This window comes from Rothia terrae (genome assembly GCF_014705925.2).
GTDB classification, from domain to species: Bacteria; Actinomycetota; Actinomycetes; order Actinomycetales; family Micrococcaceae; genus Rothia; species Rothia terrae.
Window position 1 is genome coordinate 140,786 of the sequence record NZ_CP061539.1, and the last position, 25,113, is coordinate 165,898.

General features: G+C 55.7%; 22 protein-coding genes. 7 read left to right on the top strand and 15 right to left on the bottom strand.

Annotation, left to right across the window (positions count from 1 at the left end):
- Positions 1-4: 4 nt before the first annotated feature.
- The 3 genes from IDM49_RS00675 to pdxS all read right to left on the bottom strand — a co-directional run bounded on the left by IDM49_RS00675 (position 5) and on the right by pdxS (position 2,692).
- The gene (locus tag IDM49_RS00675) at positions 5-460 is read right to left on the bottom strand and encodes a helix-turn-helix domain-containing protein (protein WP_190724666.1); all 456 of its coding nucleotides are present in this window, start codon (positions 458-460) and stop codon (positions 5-7) included.
- 229 nt (positions 461-689) lie between these two features.
- Positions 690-1,298 (bottom strand): pyridoxal 5'-phosphate synthase glutaminase subunit PdxT, encoded by a 609-nt coding sequence (pdxT, locus tag IDM49_RS00680; protein ID WP_190725365.1) that lies wholly within the window; start codon positions 1,296-1,298, stop codon positions 690-692.
- A 476-nt stretch (positions 1,299-1,774) separates the two neighbouring features.
- Entirely contained in the window at positions 1,775-2,692 is a 918-nt protein-coding gene (gene pdxS / locus IDM49_RS00685) for a pyridoxal 5'-phosphate synthase lyase subunit PdxS (RefSeq protein WP_190724667.1), read from the bottom strand.
- A 154-nt stretch (positions 2,693-2,846) separates the two neighbouring features.
- Here pdxS and pdxR point away from each other — a divergent pair, with 154 nt between their 5' ends.
- The 3 genes from pdxR (at position 2,847) to IDM49_RS00700 (ending at position 5,517) form a co-directional block, all read left to right on the top strand.
- Positions 2,847-4,307 carry a MocR-like pyridoxine biosynthesis transcription factor PdxR gene (pdxR, locus tag IDM49_RS00690; protein ID WP_190724668.1) on the top strand — a complete coding sequence of 487 codons (1,461 nt, stop codon included), beginning with the start codon at positions 2,847-2,849 and terminating at the stop codon, positions 4,305-4,307.
- 145 nt (positions 4,308-4,452) lie between these two features.
- A complete protein-coding gene (locus tag IDM49_RS00695; RefSeq protein ID WP_190724669.1) occupies positions 4,453-5,019 on the top strand; it encodes a hypothetical protein in 567 nt (188 codons plus the stop codon).
- 48 nt (positions 5,020-5,067) lie between these two features.
- On the top strand, positions 5,068-5,517 hold the full coding sequence (locus tag IDM49_RS00700; protein WP_168615257.1) for a hypothetical protein: 450 nt from the start codon (positions 5,068-5,070) through the stop codon (positions 5,515-5,517).
- A gap of 96 nt (positions 5,518-5,613) precedes the next feature.
- Here IDM49_RS00700 and IDM49_RS00705 read toward each other — a convergent pair whose 3' ends face one another.
- From IDM49_RS00705 to IDM49_RS00735, 7 genes are all read right to left on the bottom strand, one after another.
- On the bottom strand, positions 5,614-6,072 hold the full coding sequence (locus IDM49_RS00705; protein WP_190724670.1) for a hypothetical protein: 459 nt from the start codon (positions 6,070-6,072) through the stop codon (positions 5,614-5,616).
- Positions 6,062-6,676 (bottom strand): Asp23/Gls24 family envelope stress response protein, encoded by a 615-nt coding sequence (locus tag IDM49_RS00710; RefSeq protein ID WP_190724671.1) that lies wholly within the window; start codon positions 6,674-6,676, stop codon positions 6,062-6,064. Before IDM49_RS00710 ends, IDM49_RS00705 begins: the two co-directional genes overlap by 11 nt.
- On the bottom strand, positions 6,673-7,248 hold the full coding sequence (locus IDM49_RS00715) for an RNA polymerase sigma factor (protein WP_168615260.1): 576 nt from the start codon (positions 7,246-7,248) through the stop codon (positions 6,673-6,675). Before IDM49_RS00715 ends, IDM49_RS00710 begins: the two co-directional genes overlap by 4 nt.
- Positions 7,249-7,407: 159 nt before the next feature.
- Positions 7,408-8,184 (bottom strand): Asp23/Gls24 family envelope stress response protein, encoded by a 777-nt coding sequence (locus IDM49_RS00720; RefSeq protein ID WP_190724672.1) that lies wholly within the window; start codon positions 8,182-8,184, stop codon positions 7,408-7,410.
- Between the two features lie 197 nt (positions 8,185-8,381).
- Positions 8,382-10,637 (bottom strand): heavy metal translocating P-type ATPase, encoded by a 2,256-nt coding sequence (locus IDM49_RS00725; RefSeq protein ID WP_190724673.1) that lies wholly within the window; start codon positions 10,635-10,637, stop codon positions 8,382-8,384.
- A 327-nt stretch (positions 10,638-10,964) separates the two neighbouring features.
- A complete protein-coding gene (locus tag IDM49_RS00730) occupies positions 10,965-11,183 on the bottom strand; it encodes a cation transporter (RefSeq protein ID WP_190724674.1) in 219 nt (72 codons plus the stop codon).
- Between the two features lie 57 nt (positions 11,184-11,240).
- Positions 11,241-11,570 carry a metal-sensitive transcriptional regulator gene (locus IDM49_RS00735; RefSeq protein ID WP_168614361.1) on the bottom strand — a complete coding sequence of 110 codons (330 nt, stop codon included), beginning with the start codon at positions 11,568-11,570 and terminating at the stop codon, positions 11,241-11,243.
- Positions 11,571-11,700: 130 nt separating this feature from the next.
- On the opposite strand from IDM49_RS00735, the gene IDM49_RS00740 reads away from it, so the two are divergent.
- The gene (locus IDM49_RS00740) at positions 11,701-13,800 is read left to right on the top strand and encodes a glycoside hydrolase family 15 protein (RefSeq protein WP_190724675.1); all 2,100 of its coding nucleotides are present in this window, start codon (positions 11,701-11,703) and stop codon (positions 13,798-13,800) included.
- 122 nt (positions 13,801-13,922) lie between these two features.
- Here the strand turns inward: IDM49_RS00740 and IDM49_RS00745 are convergent, their stop codons facing one another.
- The 5 genes from IDM49_RS00745 to IDM49_RS00765 form a co-directional block, all read right to left on the bottom strand.
- The gene (locus IDM49_RS00745; protein ID WP_190724676.1) at positions 13,923-14,285 is read right to left on the bottom strand and encodes a hypothetical protein; all 363 of its coding nucleotides are present in this window, start codon (positions 14,283-14,285) and stop codon (positions 13,923-13,925) included.
- Positions 14,286-14,706: 421 nt separating this feature from the next.
- Positions 14,707-15,669 carry a bile acid:sodium symporter family protein gene (locus IDM49_RS00750; protein WP_190724677.1) on the bottom strand — a complete coding sequence of 321 codons (963 nt, stop codon included), beginning with the start codon at positions 15,667-15,669 and terminating at the stop codon, positions 14,707-14,709.
- A gap of 112 nt (positions 15,670-15,781) precedes the next feature.
- Positions 15,782-16,888 carry an ABC transporter ATP-binding protein gene (locus tag IDM49_RS00755; protein WP_190724678.1) on the bottom strand — a complete coding sequence of 369 codons (1,107 nt, stop codon included), beginning with the start codon at positions 16,886-16,888 and terminating at the stop codon, positions 15,782-15,784.
- 209 nt (positions 16,889-17,097) lie between these two features.
- Positions 17,098-18,507, bottom strand: a complete 1,410-nt coding sequence (locus IDM49_RS00760; RefSeq protein WP_190724679.1) for an MFS transporter — start codon at positions 18,505-18,507, stop codon at positions 17,098-17,100.
- 26 nt (positions 18,508-18,533) lie between these two features.
- On the bottom strand, positions 18,534-21,602 hold the full coding sequence (locus IDM49_RS00765; protein WP_190724680.1) for a glycoside hydrolase family 2 TIM barrel-domain containing protein: 3,069 nt from the start codon (positions 21,600-21,602) through the stop codon (positions 18,534-18,536).
- A gap of 246 nt (positions 21,603-21,848) precedes the next feature.
- Here IDM49_RS00765 and IDM49_RS00770 point away from each other — a divergent pair, with 246 nt between their 5' ends.
- From IDM49_RS00770 to galK, 3 genes are read left to right on the top strand one after another with little or no spacing between them, the layout of a single operon-like run.
- Positions 21,849-22,616 (top strand): DeoR/GlpR family DNA-binding transcription regulator, encoded by a 768-nt coding sequence (locus IDM49_RS00770; RefSeq protein WP_190724681.1) that lies wholly within the window; start codon positions 21,849-21,851, stop codon positions 22,614-22,616.
- Positions 22,613-23,740: a galactose-1-phosphate uridylyltransferase gene (galT, locus tag IDM49_RS00775; protein WP_190724682.1), complete on the top strand. Its 1,128-nt coding sequence runs from the start codon at positions 22,613-22,615 to the stop codon at positions 23,738-23,740. The genes IDM49_RS00770 and galT overlap by 4 nt, the downstream gene beginning before the upstream one ends.
- Positions 23,737-25,044, top strand: coding sequence for a galactokinase (gene galK / locus IDM49_RS00780; RefSeq protein WP_190724683.1), 1,308 nt, complete (start codon positions 23,737-23,739; stop codon positions 25,042-25,044). Before galT ends, galK begins: the two co-directional genes overlap by 4 nt.
- Positions 25,045-25,113: the final 69 nt, after the last annotated feature.

Here is a 25,113-nt window from a genome sequence, read left to right on the forward strand (position 1 = left end):
TGGTTTAGTTTTCTAGCTCTGCTTCAAGTTCTAGCAGGTTTTCGAAAGCCTGCTTTTGCTTCTGGGTCTTTTCCTTGAGCAGGCGCGCCCTGTACGCGTCTGCATCTTGCGTTTTAATGCGGGTGTGTGCTCCGACCTTGTGCGCGGGAATCTCGCCCTCACGAACAAGTTTCATCAATGTGGGTCGAGAAATCCCGATGCGCTTTGCTGCGACGGTTGTCGTGAGGTCATGCGGCACAGCCTGAACTTTCGCCTGTCCACCCAGGCTGATGATTGCCAGTGCGTCCTGAAGAACGGTTAGAAGTTCCGCGCTGATTTCACTGGAGCCTTTGCCTTCGATGCTGACCGTGACGGACGCGTTCTTATTGTGCTCTGTGAAAGCTAAAAGAGTTCCGGCTTCTCGTGCTGCCTTTTTGCTGGGTGCAAGAGTAGTTGTTGTGTTGAGAGCTGTGATACTCATGTCGGATCCTGCTTTCTTGTGTTAACCCCACCTTAAACAATTAAGTGCAATAAGTGCAAGACATTTCAGATATTACACTTATCTCAATTTCGACTTTCCGTGGATTTGCGCTGTAAAAACGCCGAAATTCCAGTGTGATTCCACGGAAAGTTGGTGGGTGAGTAGAGGGGGCACAGGGGTGCCAAGACGCGCTGGATGTTCGGGGCGTCGCATAGGCAGGCGTCGCGTCCTATGCCAGCCCCAGCAACTCCTCATGCACCGTGGTATCACCCGTCAGCTCGGGATGGAAGGAAATACCAATAATATTTCCCTGGCGCACGCCAACAATCTCACCGTGATAGCGCGCGGTTACCTCAACACCTTCGCCTACCGAAGACACCCGCGGCGCACGAATAAACGCCGTCTTCACGGGCAAAACCTCTCCGGCAGGAGTACGCCATTCCAGCAGAGCTTCCGCCGAATCAACCTGCGACCCAAATGCGTTGCGTCCCACCGAAATATCAAGCACACCCAGCGACTGCTGCCCCGGCGCCGGATCATCAATCTCCCGTGCCAACATAATCAGCCCGGCACACGTGCCGAGCGTTGGCAAGCCACCGGAAATTGCGCTCTTCAGAGCATCACGAACACCAAGGATGCGCGTCAACCGATCAATCGTGGACGACTCCCCGCCGGGTAGGACGAGCGCATCCAGCCCCTGCAACTGCTCCGCCTTTTTGACCAGCACAACCTCGGCACCTAACCCGCGCAGCGTCTCGGCGTGCTCAGAAACCCCGCCCTGCAAGGCGAGAACGCCGATGGTTTTGCCAGTGCCGGGAAGGTGAGATTCAGACAAGATGCCTCCAAAGGGGATGCGAAAAAACTTGGAATTACAAAAATTTTGGACGGCGCAACTTACCCGGCCGGGAGCTAGGTGGGTGTGCCGTCCTGGGCAGAGAAACGCAGACTAGCCAGAGAAAGATGAAGAGACTAGAAACTTTTTCTCTCTCCCTCTTCCCTTTCTCGGAGATGTGGCTGATGTGCCGTCCTCCGAGCTGTGACGATAGCGAAAGTAGCCAATGGGGTGGTGCCGTGAGAAACGAGCGGGCTCCGTCTGCTCACGTCGTTCAAAGGTCGCCCAGCGACCGACGACGACTGAGCAGGGGCACACCCGCGAGTTCTCACGGCACTATCACCTACCAAACCAAGCTAGAACCTTACTGTGTCAACCCACCTGTTCAGGCATTCGCTTCGCTCATAGCTTCTCGCCAGACCGCTTTGCTGTGTCTGGCGCTGGCAAAGAATTTTTATTTCCTCGCTAGCTCGGAAAATTCTTTACCAGCCACGTTCCGCCAGACGGTGCGGCGCAGGAAGATCCGCCACATTAATACCGACCATCGCCTCGCCCAGACCACGGGACGCGTCCGCCACCGCCACCGGATCATCAAACTGCGCGGTCGCTTTCACAATCGCCTTCGCGCGTGCTTCCGGGTTGCCTGACTTGAAGATGCCCGAGCCAACAAAAACGCCATCCGCGCCGAGCTGCATCATCATCGCCGCATCCGCCGGAGTAGCCACGCCACCAGCCGTAAACAGCACCACGGGTAGCTTGCCGGTGCGCGCCACCTCAAGCACGATGTCGTAGGGAGCAGCCAGTTCCTTAGCCTTCACGTAGAGCAGATCGGGTGATACCGCGTAGAGCGCCTGCAACTCAGCGATCTGAGTCTTGATGGTGCGGATGTGCTTGGTTGCCTCAGAAACGTCGCCGGTACCAGCCTCGCCCTTCGAGCGAATCATCGCGGCACCCTCAGCAATACGACGCAGCGCTTCACCCAGGTTGGTCGCGCCGCACACGAACGGCACCTTAAAGCCCTGCTTATCAATGTGGTTTACGTAATCAGCGGGGGAGAGCACCTCAGATTCGTCGATGTAATCGACCTTCAGCGCTTCAAGAATCTGCGCCTCAACAAAGTGGCCGATGCGAGCCTTCGCCATGACCGGAATGGAAACGGCATCGATGATGCCCTCGATCATATCTGGGTCACTCATGCGAGCTACACCGCCCTGCGCGCGAATATCCGCGGGAACGCGTTCCAGTGCCATGACGGCTACCGCACCCGCGTCCTCCGCAATCTTTGCCTGCTCGAGGGTTACGACGTCCATGATGACGCCGCCCTTGAGCATGTCTGCCAAGCCGCGCTTGACCAGGGGTGAGCCGGTGATGTTTTCGTTGAAATCTTTAGTCTCAGTCATGGTTTCTATTGTCTGCGCGTCAGGTGGTCTAATAATAGAGCCAGAATCGCGCAAAAATTTTAGACCAGCACCCCGAGAGAAACCACATATCCTTCAAAATTTGCCCCAAAATTGAACGATAAGTGCCCCTTCTCAAAAAGAACTAGAAAGACCCATGCCTCGCACCTCTCGCCCTGCCGAACTTCCCCTGAATATCAGCAAACACAGTGGTCAACCACTGCCTGCCCAAATCGCTGAGCAGGTGCGCGGTCATATTATTACTGGCACCCTCAAACCGGCGGATGCTTTGCCCTCCTCGCGTGCGCTCGCTACTAGGCTCGGGGTCTCGCGCGGCAGCGTTGTGGCGGCCTTTGAGCAGCTCAGTGCTGAGGGGTACGTGCAGACATCGCGGGGTGGAACCTTTGTGACGGCGGATTTGAAATTACAAAAAATCTCACCGCAATCTCCGGACCAAAGCACTGGGCCAGGCCGCGCTGAGTCTTCAACCGCGTCCTTGAATCTGCTTCCCGGAACCCCCGACACCTCGCTCCTTGCCAGTGCTGCCTGGCGTGCTGCCTGGCGAAAAGCCGCCGCTGAGCCCGGTAGCTCATACCCCGCAGTGGGCGCCACTTATCTGCAAGAACAGCTGGCGGAGCACCTGCGCGTCATGCGTTCCGTGGTGCGTGAACCGCACGAAATTCTGGTGACCGCCGGTGCCCGCGACGCCTTTCGCCTGGTGCTCTCAGCTATGCGCCGCCAGCGTCATGACCGCCCGTTGCGCATCGCTGTGGAGAACCCCGGCTACCCGTCGCTGCATAAAATCCCGGCGGCTTTCAGCCACGAGATTGTGCCCATTGACGTGGATGAACACGGCCTCAATCCCGCGCACCTGCCGCAGAACCCGCGTCCGGATATCGTGCTGGTAACGCCCAGTCACCAGTACCCTCTGGGGGCGTCCATGCCGATTGTGCGGCGTCTTGAGCTCCTGGAATGGGCTAAGAAAAATGATGCTTTTATCGTCGAAGATGACTACGATTCTGAGCTGCGCTACGTGGGCGATCCCCTGCCCGCTCTCGCAGCGCTGGACCGTCAAACCGGCCACGATTGCGTGATTACTCTGGGGTCTTTTACAAAGACTCTTACGCCCGGTCTGGGTTTGGGGTATTTACTTGCCCCGCCGTCCGTTATGGCTGAGGTTGCGCATCTTCGCGGGGTACTCGGCTCGCCGGTCTCGTCTATCACGCAGGATGCGATGGCCTCCTTTCTCACGGATGGCGGCGCCCGACGCCACATTGCCCGTATGCGCCGTGTGTATAAGGGACGCCGCGATACGCTGCTTGAGACGTTGACATCGGAGCGAACCCCGGACTGGGTCAAGGTACTACCCATGGACGGCGGTCTGCACGCGGTGCTCGAGTTCACCGGTCAACGCGCCACCCCTCTTGCGGAACGTGAGTTTCTGCGCCGCGCTGAGCAAGAGAACCTCACGGCGGCAACGCTGGGGGATTACTGGGCGCACTCTGGCGCACATCAAAGCGCGCGAAAGTTCGGCGCGGTCATTGGCTTTGGTGGCATCAGCGAACGCCACCTGCCCCGCGCACTGGAGCTGACTACCCGCGTCCTACGCTCGCTGTAAACCCCTAAACCTCTCCACTCACCAACTTTCCGTGGATTTGTGCTGTAATTTTCGCGTTTTTACAGCGCAAATCCACGGAAAGTGCGACCGAGGACGCCGCGCACCGGGGTCGCGCGCTCGCATCGTAATCACTAAGCTAGTACCCGTGACTTCTTCAAACCTTGCTCGTTCTTTGTTCGTACCCACCGTTGTGATGGCGCTGGTCAACCTTGTGTTTGGCCTGGTGACGGTCTTTTGGCAGGTGCCCACGCTCACCGGTGCGGCGATTGCGCTGGGTCTTTTCTTTATCGGTTTGGGCGCGGCTAATTTTATGACCTCAACCGCTGTCGGGGCTTTTGATGCGGAATTCGCTCCCGTGGTGCAGGCGCTCAAGTCGGTGGCGCTGCTTCAGCTTGCCGGTGGCGTGTTGACCATGATTTTGCCGCATACCTCACTGTGGGTCATTGTTGTTGGCTCGCTGGTGCTGGGTATTAGCGGTGTGCTCACCATGTTGTTGGGTTTGCGTGGCAAAGATGCTTTGCCCGTTGATAAGGACTGGCGAATCGCCGGTTTTGTGCTTACCGTTGCTGGTGCGCTCATTCCGGTCATTGGTGATCTTGGTGCGAAAGCAATTCTGGGTGTTTCTGGTGGTGGCGCGCTGATTGCTGGCATTTTCATGATGATTGGTGCCCTCACTGTGCGCAGTGACGCGAAGAAGATTGAGGCGCGCTAGCCCTGCTTTCGCTGTAGAGTAGGTTATGCACATTTTGGAGGGATTTTTGTGGTAGAGAAGCAGCGTTCAGGCGGTTTTAAAGAGCAGGTTAAGGGGCCGCTGATTATTGCGGTTGTACTGGCTGTTGTGGCGTTTTTTGGCGTCTTTATTTTTGCAACGGGCGGTACTCAGAATGCTCCGCAGTACTCGCTGTCGCTATCTGTTGCTGGTGCGGTGTTTATTGTGACGCTGGTGTTGTGCGCTACCCTCATGATGATTGAGCGCCCTAATGATGAGCACCTGGGCCAGGGCACCGGTATTAATCGTTCGTCTGCCAAGCTGTATGCTGAGGCGAAGGCTAAGCGTGAGGCTGAGGCGCGTAAGAAAGCTGTTGCTGAACGCGCTACGGGCACTGCTGATTCTGCAACTGGCGCGTCTACCGCATCTGCAACCAAAGCTACTACCCAGCAGGACGCGGCATCCGACTCACAGCCCCGCGCCAACGGGCAGGAGCGCTAGATTTACGGGCGCATCGCGTGCCTACTGCCTATAGAGAGCATAAAACCTCGGTTCTCTCATCGGTGAGAGGACCGGGGTTTTCTAGTGTAAAAAGCCTTAGTAGTTGACGGCTTCTACGTGAACGTAGCGTTCATCGTCTACATGCTGGCGTACAGCCTCGGCCACGGAGCGAACGGTGCGCGGCACATCGGCATCGGCGCTGAGCCCCACGCGCACAGCAACGGTGAGGTTCTCTGATCCTGCGCCGGACGCGCTCTCACTCACCGGAGCCTCAATCAGCGACTTCACCGCGTCCGCTACCTTGCCAACTGTCGTGGTGGCAGACTGCTGGCTCGTGTTGAAGAAGTCGCTTTCTTTGTTTCCCTTGGCGCCTTCTTGGCCCTCGCGCACAGCGGCAGCTACCGCGCGTACGGTGCCACCGATAGCTCCCTCATGCGGATATATTTGCTCCACCCCGTCTACGGCAAGAATTGATTCGCGAATCTTCACGCGCAACGAATCGGGGGCTTCACTGCCACTTTCTGCAGGTTCAATATGCAGAGTGTCATGGGGCATGGGGGCTGTCCTTGAGGTTCTTTGTGGCTTGTTCAATGTCGAAGGAGTGCATGTCTTCGACGGTGATGTTGATCTGCTCAACGTTCAATTCGCTAATACGTTCTAGTTCTTTGCGAACGCGTTCACGCAACTCGCGCGTGATGTCTGCGACGGAGCTACCTTCGCGAACGGAGGCTGTAATCTCAACGTTAATAGGTGCGCGAGGTGCTTCGACATCGCCATCAAGGCGGCAACGGCTCACCAGCGCGCCGGGTAGGGATTCACCGGCACGGCGAATGGCTGCAATCACTGAACCTTCGGTCTGCGTGAGCGTATCAAGCTCGTGGTGAGCGGTCAGCGGAATCGAGCGTCCTGCCTTGGTCTCAAGAACAAGGTTGCTCAGCATGGTATCTAACCAGCTGCTGTCGCTGGCCTGTTTGTTTACTTCCTCGGTCACGAGGTCATTGGTTACGCGTTCAAGACGTTGCAACGCTTCAAGACGTTGTGTACACGTTGGGCAGTGGTGAATATGCAATCCCGTCAGCAGGTGCTGTGGGGAGTGATTGCCGGAATGTTCATCTTCAAGCCAGTTGCTCAGGGTCTCTAACGGAATGTGGGTGTTCATGAGTCCCACCCCTCCATTTCCTGAACTAGTTTGATGCGTGCGCGGGCTAGCTTTCCGCGGACGCTCGCAGGTGAGATATCGAGTAGCTCAGCGATTTCTTGGTAGGACGAGCCACCCACCTCACGCATCACCCAAATTTCTTGCGACTGTTTGGGCAGAGTTTTGAGGGCTTTGGCAAGCGCACCGATTTCTGAGCCGGTGATGGCGCTTTGTTCGGGCGTTTGTTCCTTGGCGTGTGTTTCTGCCACGTCGTCGATGGGAACGTTGGGTTTGCGAGTACGGATAAGGTCAATAGCTTTTCGGCTGGTAAGCGTCATGAGCCAGCTTCGCACCTTCGCTGCGTCTTCGAGGGTGTCTAGCTTGCGCCAAGCTTGGATGAAAGTTTCTTGGAGTACATCGTCGGCATCTGCCGTACTTCCGGTGAGTCGAATGGCGTATGAACGCATGGCGGGTGCGTGGCGGCGAATGAGTGCCTGGAAGGCGTACTGGTCGCCTGCGACTGCACGCGCACATAACAGTGCATCGGGTAGTTCGACGCCTGTACTTGCGGTGGGTGCAGGGGAGGGTGTCATCGATGCTCCTCCTGTGCTTTTCCAGTTACGTTATGATTCGTCCTCACGAGTAAATATTTTAGCTCACGAGGTGGGCATCATGTGGGGTGTATGGGATGGGGCGGTGGGAGGTCTCGAGGATATCCGTCACTGCGGCTGCATGAAAATTAAGACGAAAGCTTATGCGGTTGGGTTTAATGTACCTCCTGACTCACCGGAGATAGTTGAAATTTTAAGCTCCACTGTGTTGGTGGCGCGTCCAAAGTTCTGGCGCAATGCAAAGGTTAGTGGGGTGCGAACACTTTCGGCGTACTTTGAAAGAGACTGTTCAAGAGCTTGAGCCTGGGTGCCGCGGGTACGGGCAAAATCTGAGATAAGAGCGTGGGCTACCGGGGTGTTTACTGTAGCTGACACTGCATCTGACGAGTCGCTGATTTTTACTTTGACGTCGCTAGCGGCGACATCCAGCATCGTGGCGACTGTATGAGAAGTGCAGTAATCCAAAACCTGCTGAGAGTACGTGATGTTCACGCGAGATGATCCCTGGCCGGCTTCTACCTGCGAGCCGTGTTTGGGCGTGTAAATCTCGCTGTCGCACGCGCTGGTTGCCGAGAATACATGAACATCTACTGCGGTAACGGGCAGCCCGGTGGTGTATTCAATGGCTTCAAGGACGCTAGTGCCCGCCTCCATTGCCACCGCGTAGGGTTTATGCGGAACAGCGACAGAGAGCTGAATATCTACAGTGAGTGCGTTATCGCCTGAGCTCACATTCACCGTGGTTGGATTATTCTCGCTGTGCTTGTTAACTAGGTCGCGGATGCGACCAAAGGCACTGGCGGTGGGGTTGGACTGACTGCTGATTCCGTGCACGTCTTTAAGCGCAAGTTCACCGATTTTTTCAAGGACGGCGTCGGGAATGTCAGTGGTTCCGCCCGAGGCGACGAGTGTAGCCATGACATGCTCCTGAAAATACTGGGGGAGTTATTGAGTACGTATATTTATAAAGGAACGGCGCTGGGAGAAGCGGTAAGTGGAAGGTGCCTGCCCCAGCGCCGTCTCTTAGTTAGACGCGACGGACTATAAAAATGTCACGAAAAAGTTAATAATTTAACTAAGTGAGCGTAGTTACGCGTTCTTTACTGTTGAGTAGCTCACGGCTTCCACCAGGTGAGGCGCAAGGAGTTGAGCACGACAAAGACCGAGCTGAATGCCATCGCCGCACCCGCAATCATGGGGTTAAGCAGGCCGAGCGCAGCAACCGGGATCGCCACTACATTGTAGATAAACGCCCAAAACAGGTTGGACTTAATCAGGCGCAGGGTGGCGCGTGAAAGCTTCAGCGCTGTGGGCACGGATGCGAGTTCGCTGCGCATCAGCGTCATGTCGGCAGCTTCCATGGCAACATCGGTGCCCGAACCCATTGCAATGCCGAGATCAGCCTGTGCCAGTGCGGCCGCGTCGTTCACGCCGTCACCCACCATGGCAACGGTCTGACCGGCATCCTGCAGTTCACGAACCTTCGTGACCTTGTCCTCGGGGCTGACCTGCGCAAAGACATCGCTCTCATCAATACCCACCTGTTGCGCTACCGCCTGAGCCACCGGCAGGGCGTCGCCAGTCAAAAGAACCGGACGCAAACCCAACGCTTTGAGCTCCGCAATGGACTGCGCAGAATCAGGCTTGGGGGCATCCTGCAAACAAATAATGCCCACAGGTTTACCGTTGACTGCCACAGCCACGGTTGTAAAACCTTCGTGTTCCTTAGCTGAGATGAGCTCTCGCTGATAATCGTTGAGAAAAGCCCGACGCTCATCCAAGAAATCTGCCTTGCCCACAACAACGGTGCGCCCATCGGCGAGAACCGCGCGCACACCGCCCCCTGCATAGGACTTGAAATCCTGCGACTCAGGGAGGGTACCTCGCGCCGAACCAGCCGCCGCAATAGCGCGCGCAATCGGATGCTCACTGCGCTGCTCAACCGCAGCCGCGGGGGCAAGAACCTCAAGATAAGGATCAGCATCAGAACTAAACGCCTCAACCTGTATGACCTCAACATCACCCGTGGTCACAGTGCCGGTTTTATCAAGAACGACGGTGTTAACACCGCGGGTATCTTCAAGCACCTGCGCGCTTTTAATGAGGATGCCCAGCTGAGAACCGCGTCCTGTACCCGCCAACAAAGCGGTAGGAGTCGCCAGCCCCAAAGCGCACGGGCAGGCGATAATCAGCACCGAAACACCGGCAATAAACGCATCAGAAATATCGGGTGAAACCAGCAACCACACGACGAAAGTCAGCGCAGCAATCGCCAAAACGATAGGAACAAAAACAGAAGAAATACGGTCAGCCAAACGAGCGATAGGAGCCTTGGAGGACTGCGCCTCAGACACCAACTTACCCATCTGCGCCAGCGTCGTCTCACTACCTACGCGAGTGGCACGCACCGTGAGTGCGCCAGAAACGTTGACCGTCGCGCCCGTAACAGAACTACCCGGGCTCACCTCAACCGGAACGGACTCACCGGTCAGAAGCGACTCATCAATCGCAGAACTACCCGAAAGCACCACGCCGTCCGTCGCAATTTTCTCGCCGGGACGAACCACAAACTCATCATCGGGCAGAAGATCCTTCACCGGAATACGGATCTCTTTGCCGTTTTGAATCACGGCGACATCCTTAGCGCCCAAGTCAAGAAGCTTACGCAGAGCCTCAGATGAGCGTCGCTGCGTGCGCGCCTCAATAAAGCGTCCCACCAGCAAGAACAGTGCGACCATCGTTGAAGAATCAAAGTACAAATTATGGTCGTGAGCGCTCATGCCATCGTGACCGGCATGAGCCGTCACATACGGGTAAGCAATGAGGCTGACCAGCGAAAACCCGTACGACGCAATGATTCCCAAAGACACCAGGGTGTCCATCGTGCCCGATAAATGACGCGCATTAATCGCCGCCGAACGGTGAAAAGGCCACGACGCCCACGTCACCACCGGTAGCGCCAGTAGCGCCACCACCCAGCCCCAGTGCGGAAACTGAAACACTGAAAACATGGTGATGCAAAAAACCGGAACCGCAAAAATTACAGCCACCCAAATACGCTTCTTCAGCATCTCAGGAGAATGCAAAGACGTCGTATCAAGCTCAGGCGACGAATCTTCATCATGCTTAACTGACGCTGAATACCCCGCCTTCTCAACGGCCTGCACAATCTGGTCATCGCTGATGCTCGCCGGCACAATCACGCGCGCCGACTCCAGCGGAAGGTTCACCGACGCGTCCACGCCCTCAAGCTTGCGCAGCTTGCGCTCCACACGCCCCACGCAGGACGCGCACGTCATGCCACCCACGTTCAGGTTAAGGACGCGGGTCTCAGGTTGTTGCAGGATGTCTTGGGGTGTCGTGCTCGACATGATTCCTTCTCACGATGCGTAGGTAGGGGAAATATCTAGGGGACGGTCTCATTAATCAGCACGCAGTCGCCAGCAGCCCCTCTCGTGGACTCGCGCTGGGCGCTCGCCACGATTCACGCCAGACCCGATGCCAGCTGGCGACGTTGCGTGCTTATTGATGCGAGAAGGTCCGGCCTTCGTCACTTATGCGGGGCGCACTTTGGTTGGCGCTCAACTGGCTCCGGTTGCCGAGGTCGCGCACTCCTTGGGCGCAGTCGTCCTAGCGTGCAAAAGCGGTGAGCCACTGCGGTTACACGCACTAGCTAACCGGTTGCCAGCGTTGTTCTGTTAGTTCTGAACGACGTCGTAGCCGGCTTCTGCGATTGCCGCGTTGATGGCGGTGTCGCTGACGGGCTCAGTGTGCTCGATGGTTACGGTTGACTCGCCGTCTTTGACGACGTCAACCACTACTGACTCAACACCTTCTACCTCTGAAACCTCTTCGGTGACGCTCAGTGCGCAGTGGTTGCAGGTGAGACCGGTTGCTTTGACGACCTTGGTAGCCATGATTTTCTCCTTCGGAGTGGGGTGCTGGCGGGTGCCAGCGTGAGTACATCTTGTGAGCTAGCTGCGCATCATGCGGGAGATTGCTGCGGTTGCTTCGGCGATTTTTTCGTCGACTGCGGCGGAGTCTCCGGTGCGTTCTGATTCGTGCGCGGCTTCAACCACACAGTGGCGTAGGTGTTCTTCAAGAAGACCGGTTGAGACTGAGTGCAGTGCCTTATTGATGGCGGCTACCTGCGTCAGAATGTCAATACAGTATTTGTCTTCTTGTACCATGCGCTCGATACCGCGCACCTGCCCCTCGATGCGACGCAGACGCTTGAGGTAGGCGTCCTTGTTGTCGCTGTAACCGTGGGGGCCGTGTTCGCAGCCGTTGTGTGTTTCGCTCATGCTTCCACGTTATACCCCCTGGGGGTATGCTTGCAAGGGCTTTACGAACTTTTCCGCTACGTGCATTCCCCACTTTATAAACACACACCGCACAATTTCGTGAATACACCCGTTTGATAGGCTTAAGAACATGGCTTCTTATATCGAGGACTACGCTCTACTGTCTGACATGAATACCGGTGCGCTCGTCTCGCGCGCCGGCTCAATTGACTGGTTCTGCGCCCCGCGTTTTGACTCCGGTGCTGTTTTCGCTGCCCTGTTGGGTGAGCGCGATAATGGGCGCTGGCTACTGGCTCCGCTGGAATCTATGAACCCCACGCCGGTTGAGGAAATCCGCATCGAGCGTAGCTATCGCGAGAACACCTTCGTACTGCAGACGGTGTGGTCTGTGGGCGATGCGAGCGTGCGCGTTACCGACTTCATGCCGCTAGCTGCCGGTACCTCGATCGTGCGAAATGTGGAGGGGCTCACCGGTGAGGTCACCATGTACAACGAAATCGCGATGCGTTTTGATAACGGTAAAACTCAGCCGTGGGTGACGCGCTACGATGGCGCGCCGGACGCCAACGGCAACACCAACCCTGAAGAATCAATGCTGGTGGGCATGGCTGGCCCGCACGCGCTGGTGTTCCGCGGCGATGCAATGCCCGACGGTGAGCCCGATCAACACGCTGGAACTTTCACCGTTACCGCAGGTCAGAACTATGTTTTCACCCTGTCATACTTTGCCTCCAACCAGAATCCGCCCGCACCGATTGATTACCCCACAGCACTGAACTACGCGCAGGAACAGTGGCGTGAATGGTCAGGTTTGTACGTGGATGAGGTTCCCGAAACTCCCGAAGCACCAGCTGAGGTGCCCGCTGTTGAAGAGAACACTCATTACGGTGACGGCGAGGACGTCGACACCAACCGCATCGCGCAGGTTGAGGCACCCGCTACCGATGTGTCGGTAGATAGCAATTCGATTGCTGTCACCCGCGAGGTAGAAACCGAAGTTCTTGAGCCTTCCACCAACACCACGTCCTTCGAAATCGATGCCGCAACCTACGAAGAATTCGCGCAGACCAGCGTCAACCCGATTGTTGAGCAAGAAGAAGATGACGCCGCCTTCGAGGCTGAGCTTCGCGAGGCACGCCTGCGTTCGCTCCTGGTGCTACGCGCTATGATTTCACGCGAAACCGGCGGCCTGGTGGCATCCGTAACGACCTCACTGCCCGAGGTCTTGGGCGGCAAGCGCAACTGGGACCACCGCTTTGCCTGGCTGCGCGATGTCGCCATGGCAATGGACGTGACCCTCGCCCACGGTCACGAACGCGAAACCGCGCAGTTACGTAACTGGCTGCTACGCGCGCTCGCCAACAACCCCTACAACCTGCACGCGGTCTACGGCGTTGCCGGTGAGAAGGACGACCTTGACCGCCGCCTTGCTCTTGCCGGTTACGAAGGTGCTCAACCGGTGCGTTCGGGTAACGGTTCGCACAGCTACTTCCAGGGCGACGCGCTGGGTCAGGTGCTGGCAACTTTCGCGAACCTGCGCCGTCACGGCGTGGGCGAAGACCACCTCTCATGGCCCTTGCAGCAGGCACTTCTCAACTCAGCTGTTGAAAAAATCGGTAGCGAAGACCGCTCTATCTGGGAGATGGCGGGCGAGCCGCACATCTTCACCCACTCACAGGCTATGCTGTGGGCTGCGTTCGACGCCGGTGTTACTGCCGTTACCGAGCACGGCATGACGGGCGATGCGCAGGCGTGGGCTGAGGCTCGCGACCGCGTGGCAGAAGAGATTTTGGAGCGCGGCTACAACGAAGAGCTGAACTCCTTTGTGCAAACCTACGACGGGGTGCACGTGGACGCGTCCCTGTTACAGCTTGCTCAGATTGGTTTTGTGGCGTGGGACGACCCTCGCATGGTGGGCACGGTAGAGCGCATTGAAGACGAACTCATGCACGAATCCGGCCTTATTTACCGCTATATCAACCGCGACAGCATCGATGGATTTGAAGGGCAGGACAACCCGCACTTCGGTGCTTCGCTGTGGTTGGCGGAGCAGTACCTGCGATCAGGACGCGCCGAAGACGGCAAACGCGTCCTGCGCACCGTGCTGGCGTTGTCTAACGACTTGGGGCTGCTCAGCGCGTCCTACGATTTTGAGGCCCAGCGCATGACGGGCAACTTCCCGCACATCATCCCGCATATCGCGCTCATTCGCGCAGTGGAAGCTGTCTAAGCTTCGTAAGCTCTCACTTTCCGTGGATTTGCGCTGTAAAAACGCGAAAATTACAGCGCAAATCCACGGAAAGTGAAAAGGCAGACCTTTTACGTGCCTCTCAGCTAAAAACTGCGCTGATTTTAGCCGTTATCATTATCTGAATCGGTGCCACCATCGGTGTCTGAGCCGTTAGCATCGTCCTTCTCAAAATCAATGGGGTCGTTATTATCGCCATCGCCATCGGTGGTGTCGTGGTCGTTAGTATCATCGCTGTCGTTAGCATCGGGTGACTCGGTTGCATCATCGCTATCGTCAGCTTCCGGTGACCCCGATGCGTCGTCGTTGTCATCGTTGGTTGCGTTGGTGGATGCGGGTGCCTGCGTGGTTTCTTTATCGTCGGGTTCGTTGGTATCTGAGTCGGACGAGCCGCACGCTGCTAAGCCGAGGCCCAGCACAGTGGTTGAAAGGGCGATCATGAGTTTGCGGGTCACTGGGTTTTGCACGGTTTCTCCTTTGAACGCGTCTGTGACTCTCTTTACACTACCGGGTGAATCGACGCGCTAACAAGGGTGCTGAGTAAATAGTCTGGGTGCTACCTGCACGCGCATCCTATTTTCTCTGACTGCCAGCACGTAGTTGTCTGTGCATGTGAGCGAGCCGCACCTTCCCCTGCCGGCAGGTGCTTACTCTAAGAAACATCAACCCGTAAGTAGGCAGGAAATCTCGTGCAAACATCATTTTTAGCAACCCTCAAGTCCGCAGTATCGAACAGCCTCCCACATCGCGCGGTGTGCCGCAAGGGTTGTGGGTCAGTGAGCCACTCGGCAAAAGAACCGTTTTCGCTGTCATCCGCAAAAGCTCAGCAACCGACCCCGCGGTCTCAACTATTTTGGATATTCTGCGGGAGATGGATCCAGCCCGGGGCTAGGCCTCCAACTGTCGCGCGTACCTGGACGCCCGCGCCGCGCAGATCATCAGCTGAACCTGGTGAAAAAGCATCAGCGGCAAAATCAGCAGACCCACGGACGCGCCGCCAAAGATAATCACTGCCATGGGCAGGCCGGTCGCCAGCGACTTCTTAGTGCCGCAGAACTGCATAGCGATGCGGTCAGGGCGGTCAAAGCCCAGCTTCTTGCCCACAAAATTAGTCAGCCACAGCATGACCTCAACCAGCACCACATTAATAATGATCAGCGCAATCAGCTGAGGAATAGAAACACGCGCCCAAATGCCGTCCACAACACCCTCCGAAAAGGCAGAGTACACCACCATCGCAATGGAGAGACGGTCAATATTCTTCGTCAGCTTATTCTTTGCAAAAGGAGCCGCCCACTTGCGCAGAAGCTGACCCAGCACAAACGGGAGCAACAACTGAACGGCAACATTAATAAAAACATCCCCCGAAATCGCAACGTGATCAGAGCGCATCAACAGCATCACCAGCAGCGGGGTAATCACCACGCCTAAGAGGTTGGACGCGCTCGCCGCCACCACCGCACCGGCAACGTTACCGCGCGCAACGGATGTAAACGTTACCGAAGACTGCACTGTAGAGGGAACGAGGCTCATAAAGAGCAGTCCGAGGTAAAGTTCCTGCCCAATCACGTGCTGTAGCGGCCACATGAGCAGCCCGACGATGGGGAACAGGACATAGGTGAAGGCAAGAATGGAGCTGTGTAGCTTCCAGTTTTTCAGACCCGCCATGGCTTCTTGGGGCGAAAGACGCGCACCGTAGAGAAAGAACAAAAACGCGATGGCGATCTTGGTGGCAACCGAGAAACCATCGGCAAACTCGCCGCGTGCAGGAACGATAATCGCGAGGATCACCGCACCGAGAATCATGAGAATCAGCGGGTCTGGTGCAGAGAGTTTAAAACGGGAAGCCATGCTTACCAGTGTAGTGATAGATCGTCAGGGCTTTAACGCGTAACCCCTAGCGTTTCGCTCACTTGCTGGGACTTTAAGTCCTTGTGGTGAGCGAAACGCTAGGGGTCGCTGTCTACAGCTCCAGGTTCGCGCCGGTTTCGGGGTCGAAGAAGTGCATCTTACCTGAAGTCGCCAGCCACACGTTGTCGTAGCGCGCCGCGCTGCGTCCGGGCACACGCAGAATTGCCTGGGCAGGACGGTCGGGCGAGGTCTGCTTGAGCGTGACGTCCTGGTGGCGGGACAACACGGCGTAAACGTAAGCATCTGCACCTAGCTCTTCGACCAGGTCAACGTGTGCGCGAATGCCTTCGCCCTCACGCGTCATCACCAGGTCTTCGGGACGCACGCCGATGCTGATGCGATCCCCGGTGAGCTTTGAGCGCATCTCGGGTGAGATCGGAACGACGCTCTTGCCAAAGTGTGCGCCCTGCTCGTCCACGGGGCAGGAGAAGATGTTCATGGACGGTGATCCGATAAAGCCTGCAACGAACTCGTTGGCGGGGTGGTCGTAGAGGTTACCCGGGGTGTCTACCTGCTGCAGGACGCCCGCGTTCAGCACTGCCACGCGATCGCCCATGGTCATTGCTTCGGTTTGGTCGTGGGTGACGTAGACGGTGGTGGTGCGCAGCTGGCGGGTGAGTTCTGAAATCTGGGTGCGCGTTTGCACGCGCAGCTTGGCGTCCAGGTTGGAGAGGGGCTCGTCCATGAGGAAGGCGCGGGGCTCGCGCACGATCGCGCGTCCCATTGCAACGCGCTGACGCTGGCCACCGGAGAGTGCCTTGGGCTTGCGGTCCAGGTATTCGGTGAGGTCCAGTAGCTTGGCGGCTTCTTCAACGCGGCGGTTGATCTTGTCTTTGGGGAACTTAGCAACCTTGAGCGAGAAGGCAATGTTCTCGCGCACGGTCATGTGCGGGTACAGCGCGTAGTTCTGGAACACCATCGCGATGTCACGGTTCTTAGGCGCGGCGTAGGTGACGTCTTCATCGCCGATGGTGATGCGTCCGGAGGTGACGTCCTCAAGGCCAGCGAGCATACGCAAGGTCGTGGACTTTCCGCAACCCGACGGGCCCACAAGCACCAGGAACTCGCCGTCAGCGATATCCAAGTTCAGGTTGCTCACCGAGGGGCGCTCCGCACCGGGGTACTGGCACACAACGTTTTCAAATTTGATTCCAGCCATGGTTCCCTTTCGCGCGAATAGTCTCTTTAGGGTATCAAGACGCGACTTCGGGTCGCCGGTTTTAGCTAAACCCTGGCGTTCCGCTCATCCGCTGGGACTTTAACTCCTTGTAGTGAGCGGAACTCTAGGGGTTAGGGCCAGGGGAGTTAGTTGGATTTAAACGAAAAGGGTGGATGTCTAGAGGAAGGCATCCACCCTTTTGTACGTTACTAGTTATCTAGCATGGTGTATTCAATGACGGGATTGTCTCGAAGTTCCTTATTTGCTTTTTCAACCTTGAGGCGAGTGAGCAAGAAGAGAATGATGAGGTTAATGCCGGCAGGAATCCAGAGATACATGATGTACAGCATGCTAATAGCTGATTCAGACTGCTCAGGAGCATTAGCTACGTAGCCACTGATAGATAGCAACCAGCCTGCAAGGGCGGTACCTACACCGCCACCAATTTTCACACCGAGTGAGGTAGCTGAGAACATGGTGCCATCAATGCGCTTCTTCTTGGAGAGGAAGGTGTACTCGGATGCCTCTGCGATGAGAGCGTTGATGGTTCCCTGCAAGGGGCTCATGCCGATGGACGCAATACCTGAGAAGACCAGCATCAGCGGGATGTTGCCCATGTAGGCTGCGACGATTACCAATGCGCGTGCGATGAATGCAACAACGTAGCCTAGGACGTTGATCTTGTACATGCCGTTGAACTTCTGAACCACCATAGGTGTGAACAAAAGACCAATAATCAACGGGACATTGATTGCCCATGCGAAGGGCCCAAGCAAGGTCGCATCGCCCAAGATGTAGGTCATGAAGTAGATGCCCATGCTGAGTGTGGTGTTGAAAATCTGGTTCAGCAAGAACACCGCAAGGATCAGCAGGTAGAACTTGTTGCTCACAAGTAGGGTGAGGGACTCTTTGAGACTGTACTTCTCAGGTACAGGGTTGTTCTTTTCTCGAATAATCGGGATTGCCTGGGTTTCCTCTTCCAGAACAGACTTGGGCAGTTCCTTGACAGAGAAAACAGAGAGGGTGTTTACAGCCAGGCCAATGAGCGCGTAGATAATAGCGATGGTTCGCCATCCTTCAGCTCCACCACCGAACATCTGGACGCCCTGCACTGTGATGCTCTGGATAAGCAAGCTGGTGCCGAATGCGAACATGAAGCGGATTGAGCCCATCTGCACGCGTTCGTTACCGTTCTTGGTAATCAGCGAGGTAAGAGCTGAATAGGCAATATTGTTCGCGGTGTAGAAAACACCGTTCAAAAGTGTGTAAGCAATGAAGAACCATGCGTACTGAGCGAACTGACCCATGGACGTGGGAATTGCGAAGATTGCGATAATCATCGCTGCGCAACCGAAGTAACCCCACAACATCCATGGACGAGCCTTACCCATACGAGTGTTGGTCTTGTCGATCATTGCACCGAAGAAAAGATCTGAGATTCCGTCAAAAATCTTCGAAGCAAGAATCAAGGTACCGATGATACCCGGGTTCAAACCGACGGTGTCGGTCAGGTAAATCATCACGAAGGATGCGAGGAACGCGTACACCACGTTGCCGGCAACGTCGCCGGAACCGTAGCCCACTACGTTGTACCACCGAAGGTATTTCTTTTCGTTCATTGTTTTGCCTTTGATTTATCCCTGTTTTATGCAGAGGGAATGAGTGTGAATTCGAAGGTGAAGTTTTCTGGATTGAGTCTGTAGGCCTCTAGAACCTCAGGGCCACAACTGTTAGAGCCGATACCGTTGTGTGCGTAATCGATGCAAAGAACAGTGGCGTTCTCTTCGCGTAGCTCAAAGTTGTGTGCCTTTGTGCTTAGCTCCTCTTGAGAGAAATGAGAAGCATTGAAGGAGAACGGATTTTTTGAAGCTACAGAGAACTTTGAGGCGTTGTTTGAGAGCTCAACATAGTCACAGTCGAAGTGACTGCCGTTCTCTTGGGGTTTGATGTAATCCTCATGTAAGTCTGAAACCGAGGCTGTGAAAACATCGTGATAACTTGCCTGGTGTTTATCGACATAGCTCTCGTGTGGTCCCATGCCGAAGTATTCAACCTGTTGTAGTGACTTATCTAAGAACAGGCGCACCCCGAAACGAGGAAGCACCGGGAACTGTGGTGATCGGTATGCTTCGAACTTGGCCGTAATTTTACCGTCGTGTGCCACATGCCAGAGGACAGTGCCCTTCACAATGGGCTGCACCGTGGGGGCAATAACCCCGAAAGCGCAACTGATGATGATGCCATTGTCGACAGGCTGATATGAGCTGAAGTAGGAGCGGGAGTACGCTTGCTCGTAGTGAGCGGCCTTCCACTTGAGCTTCAGATACATATCGTTGTCAGTGGGCGCTCGCCAAATATTGATGTTCATCGGCTCAGTAAACAAATCTTTCTCGTCTACAGTGAGCTGGCTAAATACGCCTGAGTTTCTGTCAAAAGTGTAGCTAAACCCCTCACCAACGATCACGTATTCGTTAGCGGTATCTTCTACCTTGAGATGTGGGGCGCTGGTATTTGTTTCTAAGAGCTCTAGAGCTTTGTGATGAGTTGAAACAAGTGTAGAAATTTCTACTTCTTCGCGACCGAGGAAGTGCCCTGCAGGTAGAAGCGGGAGATCCTTTTTAAGGACGTATTCTATGTGTAGGTAGCACCTGCCTGCAGTCAGTTCTGGCATATCAAGCCGAATGGTTTGTTGCTCGTGAGGCAACAGGGCAGACTCAAAGGAATAGGTGCCTTCTGAAACTACGGATCCATCGCAGACGAAGAAGTACTTAAGCTCGATTGCTTCTTTCGCGTCGGTGAAATCAAGGTAGTTCTTGAGTGTTACATGACCCGAAGCTGCGTTGAAGTCGGCGACGCGTAGTGGTCGGTACACGTTGCGGTATTCCAATAGGCCTGTGTGAGGGGTGCGATTTGGGTAAACAAGCCCATCCATGCAGAAGTTTCCGTCATGGATTTCCTCGCCGTGGTCTCCACCGTAGAGGTACATATCCTTACCGGTGTGCTCATCTTTACCCGCATATATAGCGTGGTCGCACCATTCCCAGACGAATCCACCGCACATAGCAGAGTTTTCATCGATAACCTTAAAGTAATCTTCAAAATCTCCAGGGCCGTTGCCCATCGAGTGCGCGTACTCTACAAGCAAGAAGGGCTTATCGGGTGAGCTTGCAAGGTACTTTTCAATATCCTCGAATGGAGGGTACATGCGGCTGTAAAGATCGATATTCGAGTAATCGTATTTACGGCGCTTATCGTCGTAATATGCGCTTTCGTACTGTGTGATACGTGTGTTGTCGTACTCCTTGACCCAGGCCAGGGACTTTTCGAGTGTTACACCGTAGCCACACTCATTACCTGCTGACCAAGAGATGATGCTGGGGCGGTTCTTCTCGCGGATAACGCACAGTTGTACGCGATCCATGGTGGGCTCAGTCCACTCTGGGTTATCTGATATAAGCTGATTCCAATGCTTCACCTGATTTTCGAAGGAGTCATCCTCGAGGTACTGAAGCATAGTGCCGTGACTTTCATTGTCAGCCTCGCTCATTACCAAAAAACCATACTCATCGCACATTTGGTAGAAGTAGGGTGAATTGGGGTAGTGACTACTGCGGATTGCATTGAAATTATGTTGCTTGATGATCTCAAGGTCTCGCTTGATGTGCGCGTAGTCTACGGCAGGTCCAACTACGGGATCGGAGTCGTGGCGGTTCACTCCGCGGAAAGTAATCGGCTGACCATTGAGAAGGATAACGTTGCGTTCGATGCGAACGGTGCGAATACCTACACGTTCAGTGATGATTTCATGTGGACCTTCGATGCTTAGCGTGTAGAGATAAGGATTCTCAGGGTTCCACAGGTGGGCATCTTGAATATCAAAAGTTGCAGTATGCGAGAAACCATTATTTTCTGAGGTTTCTGCTAGCTCACTATGGGCGATTTCTTGGTCTTCAGCATCCTTAAGCACGAGCTTTACAGGGGCCTCGTCGTTTAAGAATGCGGCGGAGAAGTTAATGGTCGATGCGCCGGTCTTTTCATCAATATCAGTGGTGATGAAGTAATCGAAGACTGCGTCGTGGGGTCGATTTAAGATATAGACATCGCGGAAGATTCCACTCATGCGGAATTTATCTTGGTCCTCTAAATAAGAGCCATCGCACCATTTCAGAACAAGTACGGCAAGGCGGTTGGTGCCGTCCTGCACAAGCTCTGAAATATCAAACTCGCTGGTGGCATGCGAAACCTGACTGTAGCCCACATATTCACCATTGAGCCAAACATAGAAGCATGAATCAACACCTTCGAAGTTCAGGTGAGCTAATGGAGCTGTCTCATTCTTGGAATATTCGAACTCAGTGACATAAGCGCCACAAGGGTTCTCAGCGGGAACAAAAGGTGGATTCAGTGGAAAGGTGTAGCGGATGTTGGTGTACTGGTGGGCATCATATCCCTGAGTTTGCCAAGTTCCTGGTACCTGAATGTCTTTAAAAACTGAGAGGTCTTGTTCGGTTTTATAGAAATCGAAATCAAGGTCGCGTACTGAGCCGAAGTAACGGAACTTCCATGTTCCATTGAGGCTAGTGAAACGATCGGATTTTTCTCGATGCGCAACTAGGTCATCACGGCGAGTAGATGCGGGAATGTAGTAGGCCCTCGCGTCCAGAGTATTTTCGTGAAGTGCGCGAAGATTCTCAAAGTGGTTTGGAACAATCATGGGAGCCCTTTCTCCTCTGATCTGGTGGTTCTACTCAACGGCATTCAAGAACACCAATTTGTTTATTTATGTTCACTATAGTTTAATCGTGTGGTCTTTAGTTTAAAAATGTTTAATTATGACTCGGAAAAATTTTTTCAAAGTTGGAACGTGGTCATTTTGAACAAAAATGGCGGATCTTGTGTTTGTTTATGTTCCTTTTTGTTAGACTGCGAATGTATAGATGCGTTCTGAAAGAAGGTGCACATGCTCGCTCAACAGCGCCACAACGCCATCATGGCGCAGGTTCATGCCAAGGGAACCGTTCAGGTTCAAGACCTTGCCGAGTCGCTTGATGTTTCAACCATGACCATTCGCCGCGACCTCGCTGAACTCGACGAGTTGGGCGTTCTCACCCGCGTCCACGGCGGTGCGACTCTTGTAACCTCTGCCCACGAACCGCAGTTTGCCGAAAAGATGGCAATCAATGCGGATGCGAAGACCGCCATTGCGCGCGCGGCATTGGGATTAGTGCACAGCTCGCAGTCCATCGGTATCGCGGGCGGTTCTACCTGCACCAAAATTGCCCAAGAAATTACGGCGCAACCCGAGCTCACCGACATCACCGTCGTCACCAATTCGCTGCAGGTGCTTAACATCTTCCATTCAGACCTCAAGCCCGGCGTCAAAACCCTGCTCACCGGCGGTGAGCGCACGCCCTCCGACGCCTTCGTTGGTCCCATCGCGGACGCGGCGCTCAGCACACTGTCCACCGACATCCTCTTTATGGGCGCCCACGGCATCGGCGAAAAAGGCCTCTTCACCCCCAACTTGCACGAAGGCCACACCAACCAGGTCTTTATGAAATCCGCGCGAGAAGTCGTTGCCGTCTTTGACGCCACCAAGTGGAGCGTCACCGGCCTGATGCGCTTTGCCCAATGGCGCGACGTCGACACCGTAATCACCAGCAACACCATCACCGACGAGCAGCACCGCGTGCTCGCCGACAACGTCAACAAGGTAGTAGTAGCATGAGCCACCACCCCGTACGCATCACCCGCAGCACCCTCGCCGACGGCCGCGAAATCCTGTTCTACGACGACTCAGAACCTTATGTTTCCGGCGAAAAGGTCCGCAAAATTAAAGACCCTCGCCCGCTGGATGCGCGTGAGCTACCACCGGTAGAAGCTGCGTCCATTCGTCGTGACCCGCTGACCGGCGAATCCGTTGCCATCGCCGCGCACCGCAACAACCGCACCTTCATGCCACCGGCTGATGAGGACCCGCTTGCACCTGCTGGCCGCGGTAGCGTCCCCGGCGAAATCCCCGAAGATAGCTACGATGTGGCCGTCTTTGAGAACCGCTTTCCCTCGCTACAGGGGCCGCTGGAAGTTCACCGCGATGACGATCTTTTCTTCGAAACCACCCCGGCAGGACGCTGCGAAGTCGTCTGCTTTACACCCGAAACTGAGGGGTCATTCGCGTCCTTAGGGTTCAAGCGCGCCCGCACCGTCGTTGAGGCGTGGACGCACCGTACCCGCGAACTCTCCGCCAACCCGGACATCGCGCAGGTGTTCCCCTTCGAGAACCGCGGCAAAGAGATCGGCGTGACCCTGCCGCATCCGCACGGGCAGATTTACGGCTACTCCTACCTGCCGTCCTACACTGCTGCCGTGGCGCGTCAGGCAGAAAAATACGCGGCAGATAACGGGGGAGCAGACCTGCTCGGCGACCTGCTGAATCAGGAACTGGCCGAGGGTACTCGCATCGTTGCAGAAACCGAACACTGGGTAGCATTTGTGCCTTTCGCCGCTAAGTGGCCGGTAGAGATTATGGTTTTCCCGCGCCGCGCAGCCCGCGATTTCACTGAACTCACGGACGCTGAAAAGGACGAACTCACCGAGCTCTACCTCGACATTCTGGGCCGTCTGGACCGCTTCTTCGACGGCGTCACCACCCTGCCCTACATCGCCGCCTGGCACCAGGCGCCCACCCGCGACGGCGAGCACATCTCGCGCATGTATCTGCGCGTCTTCTCGCTCATGCGCTCACCCAACAAGATGAAATTCTTGGCGGGCAGTGAATCCGCGGTCGCCGCCTGGATTTCTGACACCACACCCGAGCGCATTGCCACACGTTTTAAGGAACTCGCATCATGACTGAACTCGTTTGGAAAACCGCCCAAGAAACCGGCGCACACGTAGCGCGCGTGCGTCAGGCTTTCACCGATGAATTTGGCGTTGAGCCCGCGCGTGTTTTCTCCGCGCCCGGCCGCGTCAATCTGATTGGCGAGCACATTGACTACAACGGAGGCATCGTGATGCCTCTTGCCCTGCCGCACCGCACTTTTGTGGCTATTTCACCGCGCACCGATGGTGTTCTGCGCGTGACCTCAACTCAAGATGGTAGCGAGACCACCGAGATTGCGGCGGATGCGGTTGCCCCCGGTGCTGTGGATAGCTGGATTGCTTACGTGGTGGGCGTGCCCTGGGCCATGCGCGAACTGGGTCTTCTGGGCGAGGTAGCCGGCGCTGACATTGCGGTGGATTCGGATGTTCCACTGGGCGCTGGACTTTCGTCGTCGGCAGCTCTGGAGTGTTCCGTTGCGCTGGCGTTTGACGCTCTGGCTAGTGAAAATGACTCTGACCGCGAGTTGCTGGCTGCCACCGATGACGGACGCAAGCAGCTGGCAACCGCCTGCATCAAGGCTGAGAACGACATTGCCGGTGCGAATACCGGCGGCATGGATCAGTCAATTTCTCTGCGCGCGTCGCAGGGTTCTGTGCTGACCATCGACTGTCGTGATTTTGCGACCACCAAGGTTCCGTTGGATCTTGCCGCCGCTGGCCTCTCCCTGCTGGTGATTGATACCCGCGCACCGCACCAGCTCAACGACGGCCAGTATGCTAAGCGTCGCGCTGGTTGTGACGCGATGGCGGACGCTTTCGGTGAGGAATTTTTGAGCTCGTTGGTCACCGATGGCACTGAGATTACCGGTGACGTCGGGGGCGCTGTGGATCGCTGGCGAGAGATTGTTTCCGCTGGTGGGGTAGAGGTTCTCGGTGAATACACCGTTGAAACCGCTGAGGCTCTGTTGCGTCACGTGCTGTCTGAGCAGTTGCGCGTGGTTGAGACCATCAAGCTCTTTGAAGCCGGTGAGCCCACCGCTAGCACCTGGTCGAAGCTGGGTGAGCTGCTGACTGCCTCGCACGCGTCCTTGCGCGATGACTATCAGGTGACTTGCCCTGAGCTGGACGTCGCCGTGGATGTTGCGTTGGACGCTGGTGCGCTGGGCGCGCGCATGACGGGCGGCGGTTTTGGCGGTTCGGCGATTGCGCTGGTGCGTGCTGATGAGCAGGACGCGGTAGCCCACGCTGTGCGCGAGGCGTTCGCGTCCCGCGGTTTCAACGAGCCACACTTCCTCAGTGCAACTCCGGAAGAATCAGCCCGCGAAGAGCGCTAAAACATCGGCTAGATACCCGTCAGAATGGCTGGGTGGAGATTTTCCGAGCGAGGAAATAAAAACCTCCAC

What these genes read in the sequence shown, in the direction of transcription:
- IDM49_RS00675 (WP_190724666.1), bottom strand. Translation starts at nt 460, where the DNA reads ATGAGTATCACAGCTCTCAACACAACAACTACTCTTGCACCCAGCAAA.
- pdxS (WP_190724667.1), bottom strand. Translation starts at nt 2,692, where the DNA reads ATGACTGAGACTAAAGATTTCAACGAAAACATCACCGGCTCACCCCTG.
- pdxR (WP_190724668.1), top strand. Translation starts at nt 2,847, where the DNA reads ATGCCTCGCACCTCTCGCCCTGCCGAACTTCCCCTGAATATCAGCAAA.
- IDM49_RS00705 (WP_190724670.1), bottom strand. Translation starts at nt 6,072, where the DNA reads ATGCCCCATGACACTCTGCATATTGAACCTGCAGAAAGTGGCAGTGAA.
- IDM49_RS00710 (WP_190724671.1), bottom strand. Translation starts at nt 6,676, where the DNA reads ATGAACACCCACATTCCGTTAGAGACCCTGAGCAACTGGCTTGAAGAT.
- IDM49_RS00715 (WP_168615260.1), bottom strand. Translation starts at nt 7,248, where the DNA reads ATGACACCCTCCCCTGCACCCACCGCAAGTACAGGCGTCGAACTACCC.
- IDM49_RS00720 (WP_190724672.1), bottom strand. Translation starts at nt 8,184, where the DNA reads ATGGCTACACTCGTCGCCTCGGGCGGAACCACTGACATTCCCGACGCC.
- IDM49_RS00725 (WP_190724673.1), bottom strand. Translation starts at nt 10,637, where the DNA reads ATGTCGAGCACGACACCCCAAGACATCCTGCAACAACCTGAGACCCGC.
- IDM49_RS00730 (WP_190724674.1), bottom strand. Translation starts at nt 11,183, where the DNA reads ATGGCTACCAAGGTCGTCAAAGCAACCGGTCTCACCTGCAACCACTGC.
- IDM49_RS00735 (WP_168614361.1), bottom strand. Translation starts at nt 11,570, where the DNA reads ATGAGCGAAACACACAACGGCTGCGAACACGGCCCCCACGGTTACAGC.
- IDM49_RS00740 (WP_190724675.1), top strand. Translation starts at nt 11,701, where the DNA reads ATGGCTTCTTATATCGAGGACTACGCTCTACTGTCTGACATGAATACC.
- IDM49_RS00750 (WP_190724677.1), bottom strand. Translation starts at nt 15,669, where the DNA reads ATGGCTTCCCGTTTTAAACTCTCTGCACCAGACCCGCTGATTCTCATG.
- IDM49_RS00755 (WP_190724678.1), bottom strand. Translation starts at nt 16,888, where the DNA reads ATGGCTGGAATCAAATTTGAAAACGTTGTGTGCCAGTACCCCGGTGCG.
- IDM49_RS00760 (WP_190724679.1), bottom strand. Translation starts at nt 18,507, where the DNA reads ATGAACGAAAAGAAATACCTTCGGTGGTACAACGTAGTGGGCTACGGT.
- IDM49_RS00765 (WP_190724680.1), bottom strand. Translation starts at nt 21,602, where the DNA reads ATGATTGTTCCAAACCACTTTGAGAATCTTCGCGCACTTCACGAAAAT.
- IDM49_RS00770 (WP_190724681.1), top strand. Translation starts at nt 21,849, where the DNA reads ATGCTCGCTCAACAGCGCCACAACGCCATCATGGCGCAGGTTCATGCC.
- galT (WP_190724682.1), top strand. Translation starts at nt 22,613, where the DNA reads ATGAGCCACCACCCCGTACGCATCACCCGCAGCACCCTCGCCGACGGC.
- galK (WP_190724683.1), top strand. Translation starts at nt 23,737, where the DNA reads ATGACTGAACTCGTTTGGAAAACCGCCCAAGAAACCGGCGCACACGTA.